Origin of the sequence: Haloarcula sp. Atlit-7R, from assembly GCF_003666065.1 — an archaeon.
In the GTDB taxonomy this organism is placed as follows: Archaea; Halobacteriota; Halobacteria; order Halobacteriales; family Haloarculaceae; genus Haloarcula; species Haloarcula taiwanensis.
Window position 1 is genome coordinate 32,785 of sequence record NZ_QXIK01000012.1, and the last position, 20,749, is coordinate 53,533.

At 62.3% G+C, this 20,749-nt stretch carries 16 protein-coding genes; 8 read left to right on the plus strand and 8 right to left on the minus strand.

From position 1 onward, the window contains the following. Positions 1 to 7: 7 nt before the first annotated feature. Entirely contained in the window at positions 8 to 793 is a 786-nt protein-coding gene (locus D3D01_RS18120) for an SDR family NAD(P)-dependent oxidoreductase (RefSeq protein WP_121513212.1), read from the minus strand. 91 nt (positions 794 to 884) lie between these two features. Here D3D01_RS18120 and D3D01_RS18125 point away from each other — a divergent pair, with 91 nt between their 5' ends. Next, positions 885 to 2,390: a CoA-acylating methylmalonate-semialdehyde dehydrogenase gene (locus D3D01_RS18125; RefSeq protein ID WP_121513213.1), complete on the plus strand. Its 1,506-nt coding sequence runs from the start codon at positions 885 to 887 to the stop codon at positions 2,388 to 2,390. Positions 2,391 to 2,552: 162 nt separating this feature from the next. On the opposite strand, the gene D3D01_RS18130 is transcribed toward D3D01_RS18125, so the two are convergent. Then, a complete protein-coding gene (locus tag D3D01_RS18130) occupies positions 2,553 to 3,344 on the minus strand; it encodes an HpcH/HpaI aldolase/citrate lyase family protein (RefSeq protein ID WP_121513214.1) in 792 nt (263 codons plus the stop codon). 324 nt (positions 3,345 to 3,668) lie between these two features. Between D3D01_RS18130 and D3D01_RS18135 the strand changes: the two genes are divergently transcribed. Both D3D01_RS18135 and D3D01_RS18140 read left to right on the plus strand, forming a co-directional pair. After that, positions 3,669 to 4,904, plus strand: coding sequence for a mandelate racemase/muconate lactonizing enzyme family protein (locus tag D3D01_RS18135; protein ID WP_121513215.1), 1,236 nt, complete (start codon positions 3,669 to 3,671; stop codon positions 4,902 to 4,904). A gap of 151 nt (positions 4,905 to 5,055) precedes the next feature. Beyond that, complete coding sequence (locus tag D3D01_RS18140; protein WP_121513216.1) at positions 5,056 to 6,864, plus strand: thiamine pyrophosphate-binding protein; 1,809 nt, start codon at positions 5,056 to 5,058, stop codon at positions 6,862 to 6,864. A 136-nt stretch (positions 6,865 to 7,000) separates the two neighbouring features. Here the strand turns inward: D3D01_RS18140 and D3D01_RS18145 are convergent, their stop codons facing one another. Continuing rightward, positions 7,001 to 8,008, minus strand: a complete 1,008-nt coding sequence (locus D3D01_RS18145; RefSeq protein WP_121513217.1) for a C-terminal binding protein — start codon at positions 8,006 to 8,008, stop codon at positions 7,001 to 7,003. Between the two features lie 232 nt (positions 8,009 to 8,240). Here D3D01_RS18145 and D3D01_RS18150 point away from each other — a divergent pair, with 232 nt between their 5' ends. The 4 genes from D3D01_RS18150 to D3D01_RS18165 all read left to right on the plus strand — a co-directional run bounded on the left by D3D01_RS18150 (position 8,241) and on the right by D3D01_RS18165 (position 12,842). Continuing rightward, positions 8,241 to 9,662, plus strand: a complete 1,422-nt coding sequence (locus D3D01_RS18150; RefSeq protein ID WP_199725447.1) for an extracellular solute-binding protein — start codon at positions 8,241 to 8,243, stop codon at positions 9,660 to 9,662. 96 nt (positions 9,663 to 9,758) lie between these two features. Next, positions 9,759 to 10,703, plus strand: coding sequence for a carbohydrate ABC transporter permease (locus D3D01_RS18155; RefSeq protein ID WP_121513218.1), 945 nt, complete (start codon positions 9,759 to 9,761; stop codon positions 10,701 to 10,703). Next, complete coding sequence (locus D3D01_RS18160) at positions 10,700 to 11,617, plus strand: carbohydrate ABC transporter permease (protein WP_121513219.1); 918 nt, start codon at positions 10,700 to 10,702, stop codon at positions 11,615 to 11,617. Before D3D01_RS18155 ends, D3D01_RS18160 begins: the two co-directional genes overlap by 4 nt. An 85-nt stretch (positions 11,618 to 11,702) precedes the next feature. Next, a complete protein-coding gene (locus D3D01_RS18165) occupies positions 11,703 to 12,842 on the plus strand; it encodes an ABC transporter ATP-binding protein (RefSeq protein WP_121513220.1) in 1,140 nt (379 codons plus the stop codon). A 50-nt stretch (positions 12,843 to 12,892) separates the two neighbouring features. Here the strand turns inward: D3D01_RS18165 and D3D01_RS18170 are convergent, their stop codons facing one another. Together D3D01_RS18170 and D3D01_RS18175 are read right to left on the minus strand one after the other, a co-directional pair. Then, on the minus strand, positions 12,893 to 13,960 hold the full coding sequence (locus tag D3D01_RS18170) for a glucose 1-dehydrogenase (protein ID WP_121513221.1): 1,068 nt from the start codon (positions 13,958 to 13,960) through the stop codon (positions 12,893 to 12,895). A 97-nt stretch (positions 13,961 to 14,057) separates the two neighbouring features. Further along, positions 14,058 to 15,140, minus strand: coding sequence for a Gfo/Idh/MocA family protein (locus tag D3D01_RS18175; protein ID WP_121513222.1), 1,083 nt, complete (start codon positions 15,138 to 15,140; stop codon positions 14,058 to 14,060). Positions 15,141 to 15,386: 246 nt separating this feature from the next. On the opposite strand from D3D01_RS18175, the gene D3D01_RS18180 reads away from it, so the two are divergent. After that, positions 15,387 to 16,316, plus strand: a complete 930-nt coding sequence (locus D3D01_RS18180; RefSeq protein ID WP_233563488.1) for an EamA family transporter — start codon at positions 15,387 to 15,389, stop codon at positions 16,314 to 16,316. Between the two features lie 38 nt (positions 16,317 to 16,354). Here D3D01_RS18180 and D3D01_RS18185 read toward each other — a convergent pair whose 3' ends face one another. From D3D01_RS18185 to D3D01_RS18195, 3 genes are all read right to left on the minus strand, one after another. Next, positions 16,355 to 17,170, minus strand: a complete 816-nt coding sequence (locus D3D01_RS18185; protein ID WP_121513224.1) for a sugar phosphate isomerase/epimerase — start codon at positions 17,168 to 17,170, stop codon at positions 16,355 to 16,357. A 55-nt stretch (positions 17,171 to 17,225) separates the two neighbouring features. Next, entirely contained in the window at positions 17,226 to 18,029 is an 804-nt protein-coding gene (locus D3D01_RS18190) for an aldo/keto reductase (RefSeq protein WP_121513225.1), read from the minus strand. A 1,131-nt stretch (positions 18,030 to 19,160) separates the two neighbouring features. Then, positions 19,161 to 20,126, minus strand: coding sequence for an IS1595 family transposase (locus D3D01_RS18195; protein ID WP_121513226.1), 966 nt, complete (start codon positions 20,124 to 20,126; stop codon positions 19,161 to 19,163). Positions 20,127 to 20,749 lie beyond the last annotated feature (623 nt).

The following is a 20,749-nucleotide window of genomic DNA, read 5'->3' on the forward strand; positions in this document are numbered from 1 at the left end:
GTGCCGCTCAGAACGTCTGCCAACCGCCGTCGACGTACACAATCTCGCCGGTGACGTAGTCGGCCTGTTCGCTGGCCAGAAAGAGTACCGTCGGCGCGATGTCCGCCGGATAGCCCGGCCGGTCGAGTGGAATCGGCTTCGTGAGCTCGCCGGCCGCGACGGACGCCTCTTTCTCGTCCGCGCCCGCGCCGAACTCAGTGGCGATGTGGCCCGGCGCGACGGCGTTGACACGCACGTCGTGTTCGGCGAGTTCGAGCGCCGCACCACGGGTAATCATGCGGATGGCCCCCTTCGTCGAATCGTACGGAATCTGGTCCGCCTGCGCGTGCGTCGAACTGATCGAGGCTGTGTTGACGATGACCCCGCCCTCGCCGCGGTCGCGCATGTCGGCGGCGGCGGCCTGCGTTCCGAAGAACACGCCGTTCGTGTTGACCCCGTGGACTGTCTCGAAGGTGTCCTGGTCGACCGAGAAGAGGTCGCCACGGGTGAACCATCCCGCGTTGTTCACCATCACGTCGACACCGCCGTACTCGCGGGCGGCCTCGACGACGCTCGCGAGCGCGTCCGGATCCGAAACGTCGGTTTCGGCGTACTCGGCCGTGCCGCCCTCTGCTTCGATGACCTCGTGCGTCGGTCGGTCGGCGTCGGCGTCCTTCGGGGCGGGGTCGACGTCAGCGTTCACTACCGTGGCCCCCGCGTCGCCGAAGGCGAGTGCGATTGCTCGGCCGATGCCGGAACTGCCGCCAGTGACGATCACGGTCTCTCCCTCGAAGTCGAAACTGGTGTGACCCATATACCAGCCTACGGTTCGGTCCAAATAAATGGGCAGGTTCACCGTGTCCGTGCGTAACATCTATGTAGTTCGGTGTAGACGTTTCCTATGCATGACAAGCAAGCAAGAGCAGTCGCCAGCGGCGACTGCCGTACCCGACACCGTACAGAACTACGTCGGTGGCGAGTGGGTCACAGTCGAGGGCGACGACGGCCAACCGGTCGTCAATCCGGCCACGAACGAGACGCTCGCGGACGTGACGTTCTCGGACCAATCGGCCGTCGACGAGGCCATCCAGACGGCCGACGAGGCCTTCGAAGCGTGGCGCGCCACCTCGCCCGTCGACCGCGTGCAGTATCTCTTCGATCTCAAGCGAGAACTCGAAGAGAGACAGGAAGCCATCGCGCAGGCACTCACGCGCGAACACGGCAAGACGCTCTCCGAGGCCCGCGGCGAGATTCGTCGCGGTATCGAGAACGTCGAGGTGGCGGCCGGCATCCCAAACATGCTCCGAGAAGGGAGCGGCAACGTCGAAGGCATCGCCCCGAACATGGACGAACACGCCGTCCGCCAGCCACTGGGAGTCTTCACCGCCATCACGCCGTTCAATTTCCCCGCGATGATTCCGCTGTGGTTCCTGCCTTACGCCGTCGCCACGGGCAACACGTTCGTTCTCAAGCCGAGCGAGAAGGTCCCGCTCAGCTCCCAGCTCATCTTCGAGGCCGTCGACGCTGCCGGCTTCCCGGACGGCGTCGTCAATCTGGTCAACGGCGGCGTCGACACGGTCAACACGCTCCTGGAACACGAGGACGTGGCCGGCGTCTCCTTCGTCGGCTCGACGCCCGTCGCCCAGCACATCTACGAGACGGCCGCCAAACATGGCAAGCGCGTGCAGGCCCAAGGCGGCGCGAAGAACTACGCCGTCGTCACGCCGGACGCCGAACTCGAAGACGCCGTTCCCAACGTCATCGGCTCCGTCTACGGCAACGCCGGCCAGCGCTGTCTCGCCAACGACGTGGTCGTCGGCGTTGGCGATGTCTACGACGATCTTCGCGAAGAGATTCTCGACGACGTCGACGACCTTACCGTCGGCAACGGCCTCGACGAGGACACCGACGTGGGTCCGCTCATCACGGGCGACTCCGCAGAGCGAGTCGTCGGCATGATCGAGGACGCTATCGAGGAGGGCGCGGACCTCGTCGTCGACGGCCGCGACTTCGAACACCCCGAGTACCCCGACGGGAACTTCCTCGGCCCGACGCTGCTGGAGAACGTCACGACCGACATGGACATCACCCAGACCGAGATCTTCGGTCCGGTGATGGCGCTGGCGGAGGCCGAAGACCTCGACGAGGCCATCGAGATGGTCAACAGCACCGAGTACGGCAACGCGTCCTCGCTGTACACCGAAAACGGCGCAGAGGCCCGCAAGTACCGCTACGAGGTCGACGCCGGGAACATCGGCATCAACGTCGGCGTCTGCGCGCCGATGGGCTTCTTCCACTTCGGCGGCCGCAAGGGATCGTTCTTCGGCGACCTGCACGCACAGGGCGAGGACGCCGTGAACTTCTACACCGACAAGACCATCGAGATTCAGCGCTGGTACAGCAACGCCTGACACTCCGCCCCCAGCTCTACTTTCGAGCCGCTCGACGGAGTTTTCGACGTAATTTCCTCGGCGAGTCACATCACGACGCAGTCGCTTCGAGCGGACGGTGCGGAGTGAAAACGCTCCGAGAGGGTGGTCGGCGGTGTCGAAACATCGGCGACGCCTGCCAGCTCAGTCGTACGAGGCGGTAATCGCTTCTTCGAGGGCCGCGGCGTAGTCGTCTATCGCACGGTCGACGCTGTTCATCAACAAGGCGATGTCCTTCCCGGCGATGAGGAAGTCGAACCCCTGTTCTAACCGAGAGTCGATTGCGTCGATATCGACGGTGAGCGTGCCGACCGGGACGCCCGCGCGGTCGCTCGCGTCGATAATCTGCTGGATGGCGTCACCGAACTCCGCGGAGTCCCACTCGGCGAACATACCCAACGCGCCCGACAGGTCGGCCGGGCCGACAAACAGCGCGTCGATACCCTTGACGCTGGCTATCTCCTCGGCGTTCTCTAGTCCCTTTTCGGTTTCTATTTGTGCGATGGTGAGAATAGAACCGTTGGCGTTCGCCACGTACTCCTCGAAGTTCCGCCCATAGCCTGTCGCCCGGCTTCCGGCGATGCCGCGGATCCCCTCCGGGGGATACCGAATGGAGTCGACGAGTGCCCGGGCTTCCTCGGCAGACTCGATCATCGGCACCATCACGCCGGCGACGCCGATGTCTACCACCCGCTTCAGACGGACCGGGTCGTTCCACGGAACGCGGACAACGGTGTCCGTTCCGCTACTCGCGGCGTCAACCCCGCGGGCCATGTTTTCGACTGTCTCCAACGACATCGTCGTGTGTTCCATATCGACCAAGACAAAGTCCAAGTCTAGCTGCGCCACGCCCTCGGCGACTTTCGGGTGACCGATGGAGAGCCAGGTTCCGAGGGGATGTCCGCCCGTATCGATTGCGTCCTTGATGTTGGTCATAGCTGTGTTTCGGCTGCCAGTGGCGCCGTGACTGGGAATTCCCCAGCGACAACTGGCATCTTATCAACTATCTCTACGCGGAGCCACAAAAATATGCAGGCTTCTCACATACCGATCGTTCCGACATCAACTCGACTGCCGTAGGCCGGTGCCACCGGAACATATAACACGACGAGTGCTAATATCCCTACTGATGCGATTTGGTATCACGGCATCTCGTGACTTCAGGCTCTACCGCACGGCCGTGGCCGAATCGCCCGCTGGAGCCACCGTCGACGGCCGACCGGCCGATCGACACCGCTATCCGATTTCGGAGAAACAATCATGTACGAAGACTTCGCTTCCAAACTCGCAGCGACCATGTGGGCCGACTTCGACCAGACGCCCCGCCGGGCGACCGGCCCCACACCAGAGATAACCGACCTCGACACGGTGGTCCTCGACGGAAACTTCCCGTGGACCATCGTCACCGTGGAGACGAGCGAGGGCGTCACCGGCATCGGAGAGGCTTACCCCTCGCCCGGCGTCCACGAGATCATCACCGACTATCTGCGGCCCGTACTCGTTGGTGAGAACCCGACTGATGTGGAACGGCTCTACAACCTGATGCGGGGAAGCCTCTCTGGTCGCGGTTCACAGGAGGGCGTCGGCACTATTGCCATTAGCGGCGTCGAAATTGCCCTGTGGGACGCCGCCGGCAAGCTCCTTGACCAGCCAGTGTACCAGTTGCTGGGCGGAAAGACACGCGAGGAAGTGACCGTCTACGCGGACTGCCACGCCGGCGAGGCGATGGTCGAATCCGCTGAGGATGGTCAAGAAGAGTCCACGTACGAGCCAGAGGCGTACGCGCGCGCAGCACGCGCGGCCGCCGACGACGGCTTCGATGTCGTGAAATTCGACCTTGACGTGCCGTCGGGGCGGGAGATAGACACGCTCTCGCGGCACTTCGATCCGCCCGAAATCGAGCACAAGCGGCAGGTCGTCGAGGCCGTCACAGAAGAGATCGGGCACGACGCCGAGGTGGCCGTCGACCTGCACTGGAACTTCAGTCCGGAGACGGCCGAGCGCCTCTGTCGTGCGCTTGAACCCTACGACCTCGCGTGGATCGAGGACCCGCTCCCGCCGGAGAACACGGACGCGATGCGCGAGTTGAAGCGCCGCGTCGACGCGACTCTCCTGACCGGCGAGAACCGCTACGGCCGCCACGGCTTCCGTGACCTCATCGAGGACCAGGCCGTCGACTTACTCGCGCCGGACGTTCCGAAGACCGGCGGTATCGCCGAGACGAAGAAGATCGCCGACATGGCCGAGGCCTACTACCAAGCCCTGATTCCGCACAACATCGGGAGCCCGGTCGCCACCGCCGCGACGGCCCACGTCGGCGCGACGGTTCCGAACTTCGTCGCTCTGGAGTATCACGCCCGCGAGGTGTCGTGGTGGGAGGACCTCCTCGCCCGCGAGGAGGACTTCATCCAGCACGGCCGCATCCGAGTGCCGGACGCGCCCGGACTGGGCATCGAACTCGACTGGGACGTGGTCGAAGCCCACCGCAAGGAGTAGCGGCGTCTCGCCTCGGAGCCGACTTCGTCTCACCGCTAGTCCACGCCTGACCGCGTCTGCGTAACAGTTCCGACGACAAATGTGCCGTCACGGACACTGAACGTCCGATCTGACCAGAACACTGATTACGGTCCTTTCTGAATGTGACCGTATGCCACGGCTGAACGGCAGTGAGATCATTGCGCAGTATCTGGAGAAGGAAGGCGTCGAATATCTCGTCGGAATCCCCGGCCACGGGAGTACGCTCATGATAGACGCGTTCAACGACTCCGACGTCGAGGTCTTCCAGCCTCGCCACGAGCAAGGTGCGACCCACATCGCGGACGGGTACGCTCGCGCGAACGGGGACCCAATCGTGGTGTACACCTCCATCGGACCGGGCGCGACCAACACCGTCACCGGCGCGGCGACGGCCTTCGTCGACTCCGTACCGATGGTCATTCTCACGGGCGGGCCACAGACCCACGAGTACGGGCAGGGAATCCTCCAGGAGATAGAGCGCAAGCGCCCGGGCGACTTCCCGAACGTGATGGAACCGGTGACCAAACAGACCTTCCAAGTCCACGATGTCGAGCAACTGCCGCGCACACTCAGACGCGCGTTCCAGGAGGCCGTCACCGGCCGTCCGGGACCGGTCCACGTCGAGATACCGATGGATGTCCAACACGCCGAGGCGGACGTCGAACTCCCGGAACCCGAGCAGTCCCGAGCCCAGCACCGGCCTGCCGGGGACCCGCGGTCAGTCTCCGAGGCCGCGGACCTCCTCGAAGACGCCGGGCGACCGGTCATCGTCGCGGGCGGGGGGTGTATGCTCTCGGAGGCCTGGGACGAGGTTCGGGAACTCGCCGAGTATCTCCAGGCCCCGGTCAGCCCGACGTTCCAAGGGAAAGGCGTCATTCCGGAGGACCACGACCTGTTCGTCGGATACGCGGGCGCGTGGGGGACGACGGCCGGCAACGAACTCTGTTCCAGCGCCGACGTCATTCTCGCGCTCGGCGTTCGGTTCTCGGATCTCCACACGTCCTCGTTCGACCCGCGTGTCAGCTTTGAAATCCCGCCGACGAAACTCGTCCACGTCGACATCGACCCTCACGAAATCGGGAAGAACTACCCGGTCGAGGTCGGCGTACAGGGCGATGCGTCGGTCGTGACGAGACAGATCCGCGACGAACTCGCGGAGCGAATCGACCCGGGCGACCCCGAAGACAACGAGTACTACGACGAGGTCCAACGGCGGTGGGCCGAGTGGGAAGCCCGTATCGAGGAGCGACACACCGACGACTCGGTTCCCCTGAGCATGGCGCGCGTTCTCGGGTCGCTTCGCGAGACGTTGGACCGCGACGCCATCGTTACGACCGGGGCCGGTCACTCGCAGGACATCACGAACCCCGAGTTCCCGGTGTACGCGCCCCGGTCGAACATCTCCGCTGGCGGGTTCTCCACGATGGGCTTTGCGCTGCCGGCGGCAATCGGTTCGAAACTCGGCGCTCCCGACCGACAGGTGGTCTCGATTCAGGGCGACGGCAGTTTCCTCCACTGCAATCAGGAACTCATCGCCGCCGTCCAAGGCGACGTCGACGTGAACGTCCTCGTCCTCAACAACCACGCGTGGCTCTCGATTCGGAACCTCCAGGTCACACAGTCCGGGTGGGACCGCGTCTTGGCGACGGAGTTCGACGAAGAACACGACTACGACGCCGTCGGGATGGCCGAGACGATGGGCGTCGAGTACGCCGAGCGCGTCTACGAACCGGCCCAACTCGACGAGGCGCTCTCGGGGATGGTCGAACACGACGGCCCGGCGCTGGTCGAGGTCGTCGTCCAGCGAGACACGACAGACACGGGCGGTGTCATGACCGGCGCGTGGCATCTGCCGGGACTTGGCGCGGGCTACGAGTCCGGCGAGCGACCCGACGAATCGACCGCCGCGGAGGAGAGTGAAGCGGCGAGCGACGACTGACATCGTGTTTCGGGTCACGTGACATGGGTTTCGTCGACTCCGACGCGCAACGAGAACAGTACGAACCCGCCGATCTGTTCGCGCCCCCGAAGCTACCGGGCCCGTCCCCCGTGACACCAGTCGCTGATGCCGAACGTTATCGGGGGTCGTTGACGGGGTTCTCGGGGGGCGTGCCCTCGAGGACGCGACGGACGTCCCTGGCGGCCGTCCGTCTCCGCTGATCGTTCGCCTCCTGTGAAAACCACGCGACGTGCGGCGTGAGTACGGTGTTGTCGAGGTCGCAGAGCGGGCTCTCGAAGGCCGGCAGCGCGTCCGTCTGACCGGACGGCTCCGTCTGGAACACGTCGAGTCCGGCCCCCGCGATATCGTCCGCGCGGAGCGCCGCCACGAGGTCGTCTTCGATCACGAGTCCGCCGCGCGCGACGTTGACGAGAAACGCCGACTCCTTCATTCGCTCGAACGCTTCGGCGTCCATAGTACCTCTCGTCTCCTCTACGAGGGGCGCGTGCAGCGAGACGGCGTCGGCGACAGCCAGTAGCTCCTCGAACTCGACTTTCTCGACGTCTGCCCGTACCATCTCCTCGGCGTCGATGTACGGGTCGGATGCCACGACGTCCATTCCGAAGGCCTGTGCCTTCTCGGCGACCAGCCTCGCTATCGTCCCGAACCCGACGAGACCCAGCGTCTGTCCCCTGAGTCGATGAACCTGCGTCGTCGTGACGTCCTGCGTCCACTTCCCGTCGTGCATTGCGGAGTCGTACGCCGTCAGGTTCCGCTCGAGAGCGAGCAACAGCAAGAGCGTGTGCTCGGACACCTCGTCCTGGCAGTAGACGGGGACGTTGGAGACGTATATCCCCCGGTCTGCGGCGCGCTCGGTATCGATGCCGTCGACGCCGATGCCACAGCGGGCGATGACCTCACAGCGGTCGAGTGCGTCGATCACCGCAGACGTGTAGGGGGCGGCCAGCAGCCTGTCGATGACGGCGTCGACGCCGGCGAGTTCGCGTTTCAGGTCGTCGGTCGTTTCGATATCGACGGGCCGGAGCGTCACATCGAGGCCCTCGAACACGTCCTGTTCTATCCGCAGGTCGAATGCGCTCCCCGCAGTGACCGCGACAGTTCTGGGGCTGTGTGTTCCAGTCATACCGCTGGAATCACGTCGTCGAGCTATTTAAAAGTAGTTTTCTATGCCCCCCGTCGGGCCCACGACGCTACCGTAGGCCCGGACGGTCACGGTTTAGCGACGGCCCACCGTCGGAATTTGCCACCGCCCGGAGTGGGCACCCTCGACCAAACGGGCCTCGAAACATTAGTTTCGGAATAAACAGCTGAACGTAACAGCATGATTTATTACGGAGGAAAGAGAGAGTGGTGATGTGACTCGAGCTAGCAATGAGAGAACGGATAGTGGTAGCGACACGAACGACAGAGCCCGAAGATCAGCCACGTCACGTCGGAAGTTCATCGGTGCGACGGCGAGTGTCGTAGCCCTATCTGGCCTCGCAGGGTGCGGGGGCAGTGACGGTGGCGGTGGTGACGGTGGCGGGTCCACTGGGTCCGGGTCGAATCAGACCGCACAGGAGCTGTCCGTCGCGGCAGTCGAGGGGTCCGGTCGCCTGTTCAAGCGACTCGTCGACGAGTACGTCTCCGACGACACCGGCATCACGGTCAACGTCGAACTGTTCCCGTACGCGAACCTCTTCGAGAAGACGAACAGCGTCCTCTCGACACAGGGCGACGCGTACGACATCACGTTCATGGACGACCCGTGGTTCCCGCAGTTCGCGGGGCACGTCGACCCCATTCAGCAGTGGCTCCCGGAAGACCTGCCGATGGACCAACTCATCGACACGACCGTCGACATCGCGACGTGGCCCACGCCGGGCGCGCCCAACATCCCGTCCGCCGAAGGGATGGAGGAGCAGATTCGCGGTCAGGTCATCGTCGGCAACACGCAGTTGTTCGCCTACAACAGCGGGTTCTACGATCAGGTCGGTGCAGACGCGCCAGAGACGTGGGCCGACGTCTACGAGGCCGGCCAGCAGATCTCCGAGCAGATAGACGGCACGAACGGGTACATCATCCGCGGGAAGCGCGGTAACCCGGTGATGGCGAACTTCTTCGCCCTCGGTAACGCCATCGGCGGGACGATGTTCGACGACGACTGGCGGTACAACTGGGGCGGAGAAAACGGGACGGAGGCCGTTCGGTTCTACACCGAGGACCTCAAATCAATCAGCCCGGACGGCGTCACCTCCTTCGACAGTGACGCGGTGCTCAACGGCCTGTCCAGCGGGTCGGCCGCACAGGCCCCGGCGTGGCCCTCGGCCGCGTCGCTCCTGCTCGACTCCGAGGAGTCCGAGGAGGCCGACAATATCTCGTTCACCCCCATTCCCAAGGGCCACACCGGCGCGGAGCGACAGGCGCCGACCCAGGGCAACTGGATCATGGGTATCAACAGCTACATCGACGACTCGAAGAAGCGGGCGGCCGGCGAAGTCATCCGGTCGGCGGTCTCGAAGGAGGCCCAGAACAAGTACGTCGAACTCGGCGGCGTGCCGTTCCGCCACGACACCTTCGAGGAGAACATGGACTCCCAGCCGTGGTTCCCCGCCCTGTACGAGAGCCTCCAAACGGCACAGTACCGGCCACGGACCCCGCTGTACTCCGAGTTTGGCATCGGGCATGGCGAACTGCTGAACGCGGCGCTCGCAGGAGACCTGTCCCCGAGCGAGATGACCCAAGAGGCGAAAAGCCAGGTTGAAGATATCCTCGCAAACGCAAACTACTACGAGTGAGACAGACAACTATGGAACGCGATTCGCGCATTGTACTGACATGCCCCAGCAATTGTCACCCGGCGATACCCGCCTCGCCTTCCGGAGTGGATCCCGATGGCAACTGACACGGAAGGTGAGACAGTGGCTTCGGAGGTCGCGCAGTTCAGCACGGAAACGTCCAGCCGCGAGGAGGTACTGCTGTGGATCGACAACCACCTGAAGTGGTTGATGACGATTCCGGCAGTGCTGATTCTGTTCTTGCTGACATTCTATCCGTTGCTTCGGGCGCTCCAGTTCTCGACGCAGTCGTATCTACCGACTGGGACGGTCTTCGTCGGTATCGAGAACTACGTGCAACTGCTCAGCGACGGCGCGTTCATAAATTCGTTGGTCGTAACGGCGAAGTTTGTCGGTATCGCCGTGACGCTCGAATTCCTCATCGGGTTCGCCATGGCGCTGGTATTGAACAAGAAAATAAAGATCCGTGGCCTCTGGCAGACCCTCATACTCGTTCCGATGATCCTCTCGCCCACGGTCATCGGACTGATCTGGCGGCTCATGTACGCGCCCAACGGCCTCTTGGACTACATCGCGGCACCGTTAACTGGGGGGGCGAACGTCGGGTGGATCAGCGAGACGAGCATGGCGCTGTACTCCGTCATCCTCACCGACATCTGGCAGTGGACGCCGCTCGTCGTGCTGGTGCTGTTCGCGGGACTACAGTCGGTACCAGACGATATCAGCGAGGCAGCGATTATGGACGGCGCTTCCCGGCGACAGCGGTTTATCCACATCACGCTACCGTACCTCAAGTCACTGATCGTTCTGATCCTGATCATTCGGTTGGTGGACGCTCTGCGCGTGTTCGCAAAGGTATTCATCCTCACCCGCGGCGGCCCGTCCGACGCGACGAACGTCATCAGTATGGAAATGTACCGGACCGCGTTCCGGTTCAACAACTTTGGCGAAGCCTCCGCGATGGCCGTGTCACTCCTCGTGTTGGTGTTGATACTGGCCATGAGCTTCGTCAAAATCGCTAACGTGGAGTTCGGATCATGACGACGAAACAGGACACTCCGGTCGATACGATGCCCTACACGGAACCGTCGGGACTCGAACAATTACACGAACGCCTCACCGAGATGGGCCTCATGAAGGCTGGCGTCTACGGCGTCCTCGCCGTCTTCCTCGTCTGGACGCTGTTCCCAGTGTACTGGCTGGTGACGGCCACGCTGAAGTCGCGCGAGACGCTGTTGTCATTCCCACCCCAGTGGATCCCTGTAGACGCGCAGTTCGCCAACTTCGCCCGACTGTTCGCGGAGCGGCCAGAGTTCGTGACCTTCATTACGAACAGCGTCATCGTCACCGTTGTCACGACGGTTATCGCGACGACCGTCGGCGCGATGGCCGCGTACGCGTTCGTGACGTTCGATTACCCCTACAATTTAGACTTCCACTTGCCGTTCTACATCCTGTCGACGCGGTTCATGCCGCCTATCGTCACGATCATCCCCCTGTTCGTCATCTTCCGTGGGTTCGGGTTGGTGAACACACTCCGGGGGCTCATCCTCGTCTACACGATGTTCAACATCCCGTTCGCGGTGTGGATGATGAAGGGGTTCTTTGAGGAGGTGCCGGAGAGCCTCATCGAGTCCGCGATGATCGACGGACACACCCACCTGGGTGCTTTCTTCAAAATCGTGCTGCCACTCGTGAAACCCGGCCTCATCGCATCGGCCATCTTCACGACGATAATCACGTGGAACGAACTGCTGTTTGCCGTGATTCTCGCACAGAGTTCGCAGGCGATTACCGTGCCCGTGGGACTCGCCTCTTTCGTTACGAAGTTCTCTGTCCAGTGGATCAATATGAGTGTCGCGGCGACGATAGCGCTCGTTCCCGTCCTGTTGTTCGCGTTCATGGCGCGCCAGCAACTCGTCAGAGGGTTCAGCATGGGGGCGGTCGGCAAATGAATGCACACCGACGCTCACAGTCGAACGGACGTGCCGGAACGCCGGCCTCGAATCGAGTCACCACGGCAACGGAGAGTGATACGCAATGGTAACTGTCGAATACGATTCAGTCAAGAAAGCGTACGGCGAAACGATAGCGATAGAGGACATCGACCTCGAGGTCGACGACGGCGAGTTCACGATACTGCTGGGCCCTAGCGGGTGCGGCAAAACGACCACGCTCCGGTGTCTGGCCGGACTCACAGAGCCAACCTCGGGAACGATTACGCTCGATGGTCACGACGTGACCAATGTCCACCCGAAGAACCGGAATATCGCGATGGTGTTCCAGAACTTCGCGCTGTACCCACACATGACCGTCCGCGAGAACATCGGCTACCCACTGAAGGTCGCCGATGTCGACAAAGCGGAACGCGAAGACCGTATCCAACAGGTGGCGGAGACACTGGAGATTCCGGAACTGCTCGACCGAGATATTGCCAATCTCAGCGGGGGGCAACAACAGCGCGTTGCGCTGGGTCGGGCAATCATCCGTCGTCCAGCGGTGTTCCTGATGGACGAGCCGCTCGCAAACCTCGACGCGAAGCTCAAAATCAGTATGCGCAGCCGAATCAAGGTCCTTCAGCGAGAGATGGACATCACGACGCTGTACGTCACTCACGATCAAGAAGAGGCGATGTCGCTCGGTGACAAGCTCGTCGTGATGGACAAAGGCCACATCCAGCAAATCGGGACCCCGGACGAAGTGTACCACCAGCCGGTGAATCAGTTCGTCGCCGGGTTCATCGGGTCGCCGTCGATGAACTTCGTTGAGGTCACTCATTCGGACGGGCGGATTCAGGCCCAGAACGCGCCGGACGACTTCGATGTGACACTCGAAGACGACGTGGCGAAGCGATACAGCGGCACCGACGAGATGACTCTCGGCGTCCGCCCGCAGTATTTCAGCATCCACACAGAGGAGACTGCCAACGCGGTGGAGGCCGAGGTCGAAGTGACCGAACCGCAGGGAGACGAACAGATCGTCGAGGTGGCCGCTGGCGACGTGAGCCTGACCGTCGTCGCGCCGAGCACCATCGACACGACGCGTGGCGACACGGTCTGGCTCACGCTGGAGGACGAACTCGTCCACGGCTTCGATCCGGAAACCGGAGACAGAATCGGCGACCCCGAAGAGATGGTCGCGACGACGCGCGCCTCCTCGTCGGCCGGGTCGCAGTCATAGCGTCGAACGCTTCGACTACCACTCGTTCCGTCCGCTCGCGCCGGAGTCCGTCACTTCTCGAATGAGACGACAGTCTTTATTCTCTCGTCCCCATCGCTCAGTGCCTCCTCCACGTCCTCAACGGCGTACACACCGCTTACGAGGGCGTCGAGGAGTGACGGGGGAACCGCCTGTAACCACTCGACAGCGCCCTCCAAATGGGGACGGCGAGAGTTCACGACGCCGAGGACGCCCTTGTTGTTGACGACGAGGTCCGAGTGGAAGCCACCCCCTTCTACCTCGAACGTGCTCTCGTCCGGTATTCCCTGCAGGGTCACGATGCCGTTGGGGCCGAGCGCACCCGCTGCTTCGATGGCGTGCCGCGGGTAGCCGGTCGTCTCGAACACGAAGTCGGCCGGTTCGTAGACAGCGGGGAACTCACGCAGTTCAGTCTCCCGCGAGTCGACGTACGTCCCCCCGACCGACTCGACGAACTCGATGGTCGGATCAGGGCGGTCGCGCCGACCGAGACAGTACGTTCGGTCGAACTCCTCGCCCGTCGAGAAGCGGGCGAGGGCCAGCAACCCGAGGTTGCCGTTGCCGAGGACGAACGCCGTCTCCGGACGCCAGTCGAATCCCGACCGGGCCGCAAACGCCTGGTCGAGTGCTTTCTCCGCGATGCTCGCCGGTTCGACGAAGATGCCGTAGTCGTCGAGTGAGTCGGGGATCGGAACGAGGTACTCGGGGTCGGCGGTGAAGTACTCCACCATATAGCCGTGTGCGCCCGTGATGCCGCACTCTGAGAACGCTCCGGGCGGAGCCATGTCGAGTTCGCCGGTCTCGGCGAACCGCAACGGCTCGGCCGTCGGCCGGCGCACCATCGGGACGACCACGTCGCCCGTTTCGAAGTCGCTCTCGTTCGGGTCTTCGACGACACCTACTGCCTCGTGACCGATGACGAGGTGGTCGGAGCCGGCGGGACACTCTCCCCCTATGTCGCCGGCGACGATTCGCCTGTCCGACCCGTCGATACCGACGCGCAGCGTCCGGACGAGCACTTCGTCGTCCGAGGGGACGGGGTCGGCCTTCTCGATGACGCGCAGTTCCGGGCCGTCCGGATAGAGTGCTACGGCTTGCATTGGAACACCGAATCGATGCACCCGCGCGTATAAATCTCTACCCCTCGCTCGGTCGTTCCGGGAGCGCTGAGAACGAGCAGGGGCGTTTTTCGGTCCTTCAGTCCCTCGCCCGCGGCGTCTCCCCGCGGTACGTTCGGAACAGGTCGACGATGAGTTGCAGGTCGTCTCGCGCCTCCGCGAACGTGGTTCGGACTGAGCTCTTACCCTCTGTGCACTCGATGAAGGTCTTCAGTTCCCGCTTGAACGGTTCTTCGTACGATGGCGTCTCGACGGTGTCGGTCAGTTCCTCCGTCCCCTCTTTAATGTGGAGTTCGGTGGGCGTATTTTTGATGAAGGGGTTCGAGAAGTCGACGGTGACCATCCCCTCCGGCGAATCGACGCGGACGAACTCCTCGAACCACTTCCGGTCGGAGTCGCCGGTCTCCAAGACACATTCGACGCCGTCCTCGTAGGTCAGGTGGGCCGTCGCGTATCGGCCGTCGGCGAAGACGTTCACGTGGTCGATAGACTCGACGCTGCCGAACAGGCCTCGGAGCGCGTTCACGTCGTGACAGACGTGTTCGAGCTGGAAGTCGTAGGCGTCGACGAGCGTCTCGTCGTCGGTTCCGATGGCTCGCTCGATGTCGGCCTGCCGTTTGGCCCCGCTCTCTTCGATGACCGACTCGGGCGGCGATCCAGGGACCAAGTCGTACACCTCCTCGACGATGCGGAAGTGGTCGGGGTCGACGTCGTATGCGGTGACGAGGTCTATCTCGCCCAACTCGTCGACGACCGTCTGCGCTCGCTCGTAGGACGGGTCGTAGCGTTTCATGTACGCGACCATCGCCGTCGCATCGCTGTCTTCGGCCGCGTCCACCATCCGGTCCGCGTCCTCCGGCGTCGCCGCGAGCGGCTTCTCCACCAGCGTGTGGATGCCCGCGCCGAGGGTATCGACCGTTACATCCGCGTGCGTGTGCGAGGGCGTGAGGACCACTACGGCGTCGAGTTCGTCGCCGACGTCGGCGAGGAGGGCCTCGTGTGTCCCGTAGACGTTCGGGACGTTGTATCGGTCCGCGAGCGTCGCCGCTCTGTCCGTCGCGGGGTCGACGAAGGCGTGTAACTCCGCGTCCGGCAACTCGGCGAGGTAGGGGATGTGCATGACCTGTGCGACGAGGCCGCAGCCAATGATTCCGAATCGCATCGTCTGGGGTTCTCTGCCGTGGCGCTTATACCTTCTGGTGGCCGCGCCTCGTTCGGCGGTCGCACCAGCCGTCCCCGGCCGCGGAGAAAGATTGAAGCGGGCCCACGGAGACGTTCCAGTCGGTAGACCGCCACCCGACAGAGAGACATGCATGAGTGGAATCCGAGACCGACACGACGATCCGCGTATCGAGAGACCGGACGACAGCCGCGACGATCCGAGCGGCCAGACCAGACAGCGGCGGCGATGATCGTCGAACTCAGCGCGGCGCTCGCACTGCTCGCCTCGGTCTTCGCGGGCTTGCAGGCCATCAGCGTCGAGTACGGCCTGTCGAACGGGGAGTACGACGATGGACGGTCGCCCGCGCTCGCGGCCGCGTTTCTCAGCGTCCTCGTCAGCGTCGCCGTCTTCTGGACCCTGCTGTTCGTCCGTGGCGTCTCCTTCGCCTCGCTGACGGTCCAGTCGGCCGCACCGTTCGTCGTCGCGGGCCTCGCGAACCCGGCGGCGTTCCGCCTGCTGTACTTCGAGAGTATCGACCGCATCGGCGCGCGCATTTCCGCCGCCGTCGTCAGTGCCAACCCCGCCGTCGCCGCGATACTGGCCGTCCCGCTGTTCAGCGAGCCGCTGACAGTGGTCTCGGGCGTCGGCCTCCTGTGTATCGTCGGCGGCGGCGTCGCGCTGCAGGTGTCGTCGACGGCTGACACGTCACACGACGACCTCCTCGTCGAAGAACTCGCACGGGTCGGCCTCACGGACCTGGTTCGACCAGTCGCAGCGATGGTACTGCTCGGCTGTTCGTTCGTTCTCGTGAAGCTAGGTCTGAACGGCTACGGCGACACCCTGGTCGGCACGGCCCTCGGACAGACGTCAGCGCTCGTCGCGTTCGGGGTGCTGTTCGCCGTCTCTCGCACGTCCCGGCGGCAGGCCGGCATCCGCGACCGGGTGGCCCTCGGCGCGTTCACCCTCGCCGGCGTCTTCGTCGCGGGCAACTGGCTGGCGTGGTTTTCGGCGCTCCGGATCGGGACCGTCGTCACCGTCGTTCCGCTCTCGAACGTCTCTCCGCTGGTCGTCGTCGCGCTCTCGTATGCCATGGTGCGACGAGTACCGAAATCGCCGCGCGTGCTCGCCGGTATCACGGCTATCGTCGCCGGTGCGACGCTGATGCAGTTGTCCTGAGCGGTTCGTCGGGGTTCCGCGGCGATTGAATCGTCCCCTCACTCGGTGGTAACACCTCGCCAGTAGTCGTAGTTCTCCATCGAGTGGACCAGCGGCTTCTCCGTCCGGTTCTCGATTTCGACGGTGTAGTGACCGTCGTAGCCGGCCGCCTCCAGCGCCTCGTAAACGCCCGCGAAGTCGAGGACTCCCTCGCCCAGATCGGTGAACGAGCGGAAGTAGTTGATGACGTTGTCGAGGTGGAAGTCACCCTCGGTGAGACTGTCCCGGATGTCGGCGAACCCGGTCGGCGGCGCTACGTCCTTGAGGTGAACGTAGGCGATGTCGTCGACGAACCGCTCGATGCCGTCGGTCACGTCGCCGTCCGGGTAGTGCTCCCCGTAGGGATAGTAGTGCGCGGTGTCCCAGAGCAGTTCGAGGTCGTCCACGGCGTCGAGCAAGCGGCGTGTCTCGGCCGCGCTCTCGACGTGGGTCGCGCCGTGATGGTGGACCAGCGGCGTCACGCCCGCATCGGTCGCTGCCTCGGTGAGGCGTGTGAACCACTGCTGGACCGTCTCGTCGTCCTGTCGGCCGCGCTGGGGTGGCAGGAACCCGACGAACTCAGCACCGAGGTCGGCGAGCATCGGCAAATCGTCGGCGACTCGGCCGACGGCCGCCTCGTCTTCGAGCCACTCGCTCATCACGCAGTAGAGGTCGAGGTCGTACTCCGCCAGTAGCCGGTCGACGGTGTCGGGGCCGGCAGTCCGAACCTTTTCGAGTCCGATCTCGGCCCCGTCGTACCGGCAGGCCGCGATGTCACGGAGTCCACGGTCGATATCCGTCGCGTCATACATCATGGTCGTGTATCCTACGCCCATACACCAGTTGGGTGCGTGAGCCGACAAATAGATTCGGGTCGCCGCCGCTGACGACTTACCACCGCATCCAGTCCGGGTCCTCACAGCGGTGGGTTCGCTCAATGGCGTCGATACTCTCGATGTCCTCGTCGTCGAGGGCCACGGAGAGCGCCTCGAAGTTGTCCCGAAGGTGGTCGACTGAATTCGTCCGGGGGATCGCGGCCACGTCGTCTTTCGAGAGGAGCCACGCGAGGCTTACGACCGCTTCGGAGACGCCGTGTTTCTTGGCTACTGCCGATATCGCGTCCACGTCGAACACTTCACCCTGTGCCAGCGGCGAGTACGCGACCAACTGCGTGTCGGCGTCCGCGAGGAACGCCCGGAGGTCGTCCTGCTGGAGCAGCGGGTGCATCTCCACCTGTAGCGCATCGATTGAGACGTCTATGAGGTCCCGCGCGAATTCCATGTCCGCTATCGTGTAGTTGCTCACTCCGAGGTGATCGACGACGCCGTCCTCGACGTACCCTTCGAGAACCGGAAGAACGGTCTCGATATCGTCTCGGCTCTGAGGCCAGTGGTGATACAGAAGATCGATTCGGTCGAGTCCAAGTCGGTCGAAGCTCTGTTCGACGGCCCGATGCACGTAGGACTCCGTCTTCTCCGGCTCCTCGAAGTGCGCGACTTTCGTGGCGACGAAGAGATTGTCCCTGTCGACGTCGCTGTCCGCGATTGCCTCGCCGATCTCTCGCTCGTTTTCGTAGAGCCGCGCTGTGTCCAGGTGACGATAGCCGACATCCAGTGCCGCCGCGACGGTATCGGTTCCTGATTCACCCGTGAGGGAGTACGTTCCGAGACCTAATTGCGTTCGTCGGTCGAACACGTCCAACAGTTCACGGGCAGGGGTTAAATCTGTAACGAAGGGTACGGCCGGCCCGTCGCGAGCGGACGCACAGGCGACCGCAACGGAGCGTTAGCGGTCCGTGTCCGACCGAAGAGTGTCCACGTTACTCTCGCCGAGGAGCGAATCCAGCAACAATGCGTGCATGTGGGCGTTCGTCTGATGCGAACGATTCGGACAGCCCGAAGTAACAAATGTACAGATGTTATATTTTGTGGAAAGACATCGGCCAATGGCGAAGACGGGTCTTCAAGCCTGGGACGTGCACCATCCGACAGTACGACTGCGGGAGTACAGTACGACGCTGGCTCGTATCAGGGGCTGAACCGGGAACCGATAAATTCGTTCGTTTCAGACGAACACTGTCCTAATATGTGAACACATAACGCCATAGCGGGCTATCGTTTCAAGCGGTTAATTGTCCGGCCAACGTGACACCCACCGATTGGTCGGGCCGGGACAGTGGGTGTGTTCGCCGCGGGAGTTTGCGGGAACGCTGACCGTCCATCGTACTCGCCACGGGCGACGGGAGGTGGGACCTCGTCGACAGGGTTACTTCTCGCTCGGAGGCGGCTAAGCCGCGGCTTCTTCTCCCTTAGCCGACGAAACCCGCTCTCTCAGAAACCGCGGCCGAGATACCGTTCGGACTGTGCGAACCCTGTTACTAGTACCCCTGACTGTAATGAAGTGAACGAGCGGTCTAAACTGGGTGGACCGTTGGCCGACTGCTCTCAGTTGGACGTGTTAAGCATCAAAAGTGAGGCGAGAGAATTTCTCGGTGTTCCACACCAGAGACCACCCGCCTCAGCGGTAGTAGCGACTGAATTCATTTTGATTTCGTGGAGCGCGAGCAGACACCCGAGCGAGCGATGGAGCGCGGTATTCAGATGCATGCGGCCGACCGATCACTTAAGATACAATCTATGTAATTGATGATTTGTGTGTCCAACGCTCTCGGAAAACTGTTCACGGTTGGGTACAGAATGCCAATTTACAGCCAGAATCCAGCAAATCACCGAATCAGATCACAGCCGACGAACCGGTAATTCGGATCAATGACCAGTAATTCCGGCTGTACGTCGCTCTGAATCCACAGACGGGCTCTTCCATAACTCAGCGAAACACGTTGACGACGAAGCAGTCAAGAAGGCCGTGTAGTGGTGCTCCAGCGAGGTTTAGTGTCCGTACGAACCCGTAGGTTCGGACGGACTGCTCTAATCCAGGCTTGGAGAGGCCGCGGAACTTCTGTAGCCATGGATTCACTAGCGACCAGAGGCATTCGACTTGGTTGATGTGGACGCCGTCATCAGTAACAAATTCTTCGGAGTGAACAACGGTCTGCTCGTTCTTGTAGACGAGTGGCGCGTACCCGCGCCACCCGTCGTGCCAGACCTCATCCAGTTTCCCTGAGAGAATCTCTACCTCATCGAGTGCTGGTTTGAGTTCTTCCGGTTGAGCACCTGGCTCGGCGCGAAGTACACGAAGTACATCACGACAGGCACCGATCAGCGTCATGGTATCGCCAGGTGCTCCTTCCCACCGTGATCGGCCCCCTTCCCCAGAGCCGCCGCGGGAGAGACCATCCCGCGGCGGCGTCTGTCGCTTGTAACCAGAGCACTTGTGGCCGGTTTCGTCGATCTGAGTTGGGCCGTCGATAGTGTGTTGGATGCGCTCCCAGACGAGGTAGAAGCCGCGCTGGAAGGCGGCTTCTACCTCTCGAATCGTGGAATGAACCGTGTCGTAGACCGCTTCGAAGAGCTGGGTGATTTGGTGGATGCTGAGAAGTGTGTCGGCATAGAGGACGAACGCAATGACGATTTCGCCAGGAGAGAGCGTGCGGCCTTCGAAGGGCGTGTTGCGGGTGTAGGAGAAGACGTAGCGGCAGTTGGTACACCAGACCCGGGGACTGCCGTCCCCGGACTGGATGGCGGTTTCACCACACTCCGGGCAAGGAGCTTGTTCCCATGCCTGCTTACAGCGCCGCTCGATTTCCTCATCGAGCGGCTCTGGGCGCAACACTATTGACGTGAGCTCAACAATATCCTGTAGCATCCCGCCGAAGGCTGTTTGATTGTACATAGCAACTAGCGTACGGCGGGATGCTGTAATTCTCGGGATGCTGTTTCACTCAGTTCGGTAAGAGCCTGCGGCAAAAACACAGTGTCGAAACCGCTGTTGTTCTCGTAGTTGGTGTAAAATTCCTCCGAACGGTACCTCAATAAAAAAGGTTCCGATTTCAGACAGAACGCCACGGAAATCAGAACGCCGTTGAACATATTTTTCGAGAAGTAGAACTACGGACTTTTTCGTTTTCAAACCGTCTAGTCACACTGAACCGAGCACAGCTGAAAATTGGCTCCAGAGTTTTGCTCGCTAGCATAATGAGCCAAATTAGACATTATAAAATGAACAAACCAAGCAGCGTAGATATTGACTTCTCTAACCAGGTTGGGGAACTTGTCGACAGTGTAGGTGCTGATGCTGACACAAAAGAAGATATTAAGGGCATACCAGATTGGCTACAGTTAGAAATCAAAAAATGAAAGGAAAATCAAGGTTTATCAATATGTGTCTTTACCAATATGATAGTTTTACTGGGGATACTGCCGGCTCCAGTGCGGACTGTCCACTCTGTGGCCAATCAATCGACACTTCCACGGAAGCGGTCGGGCGGCACTGGATACAGAGTAGTAAATGTCCAA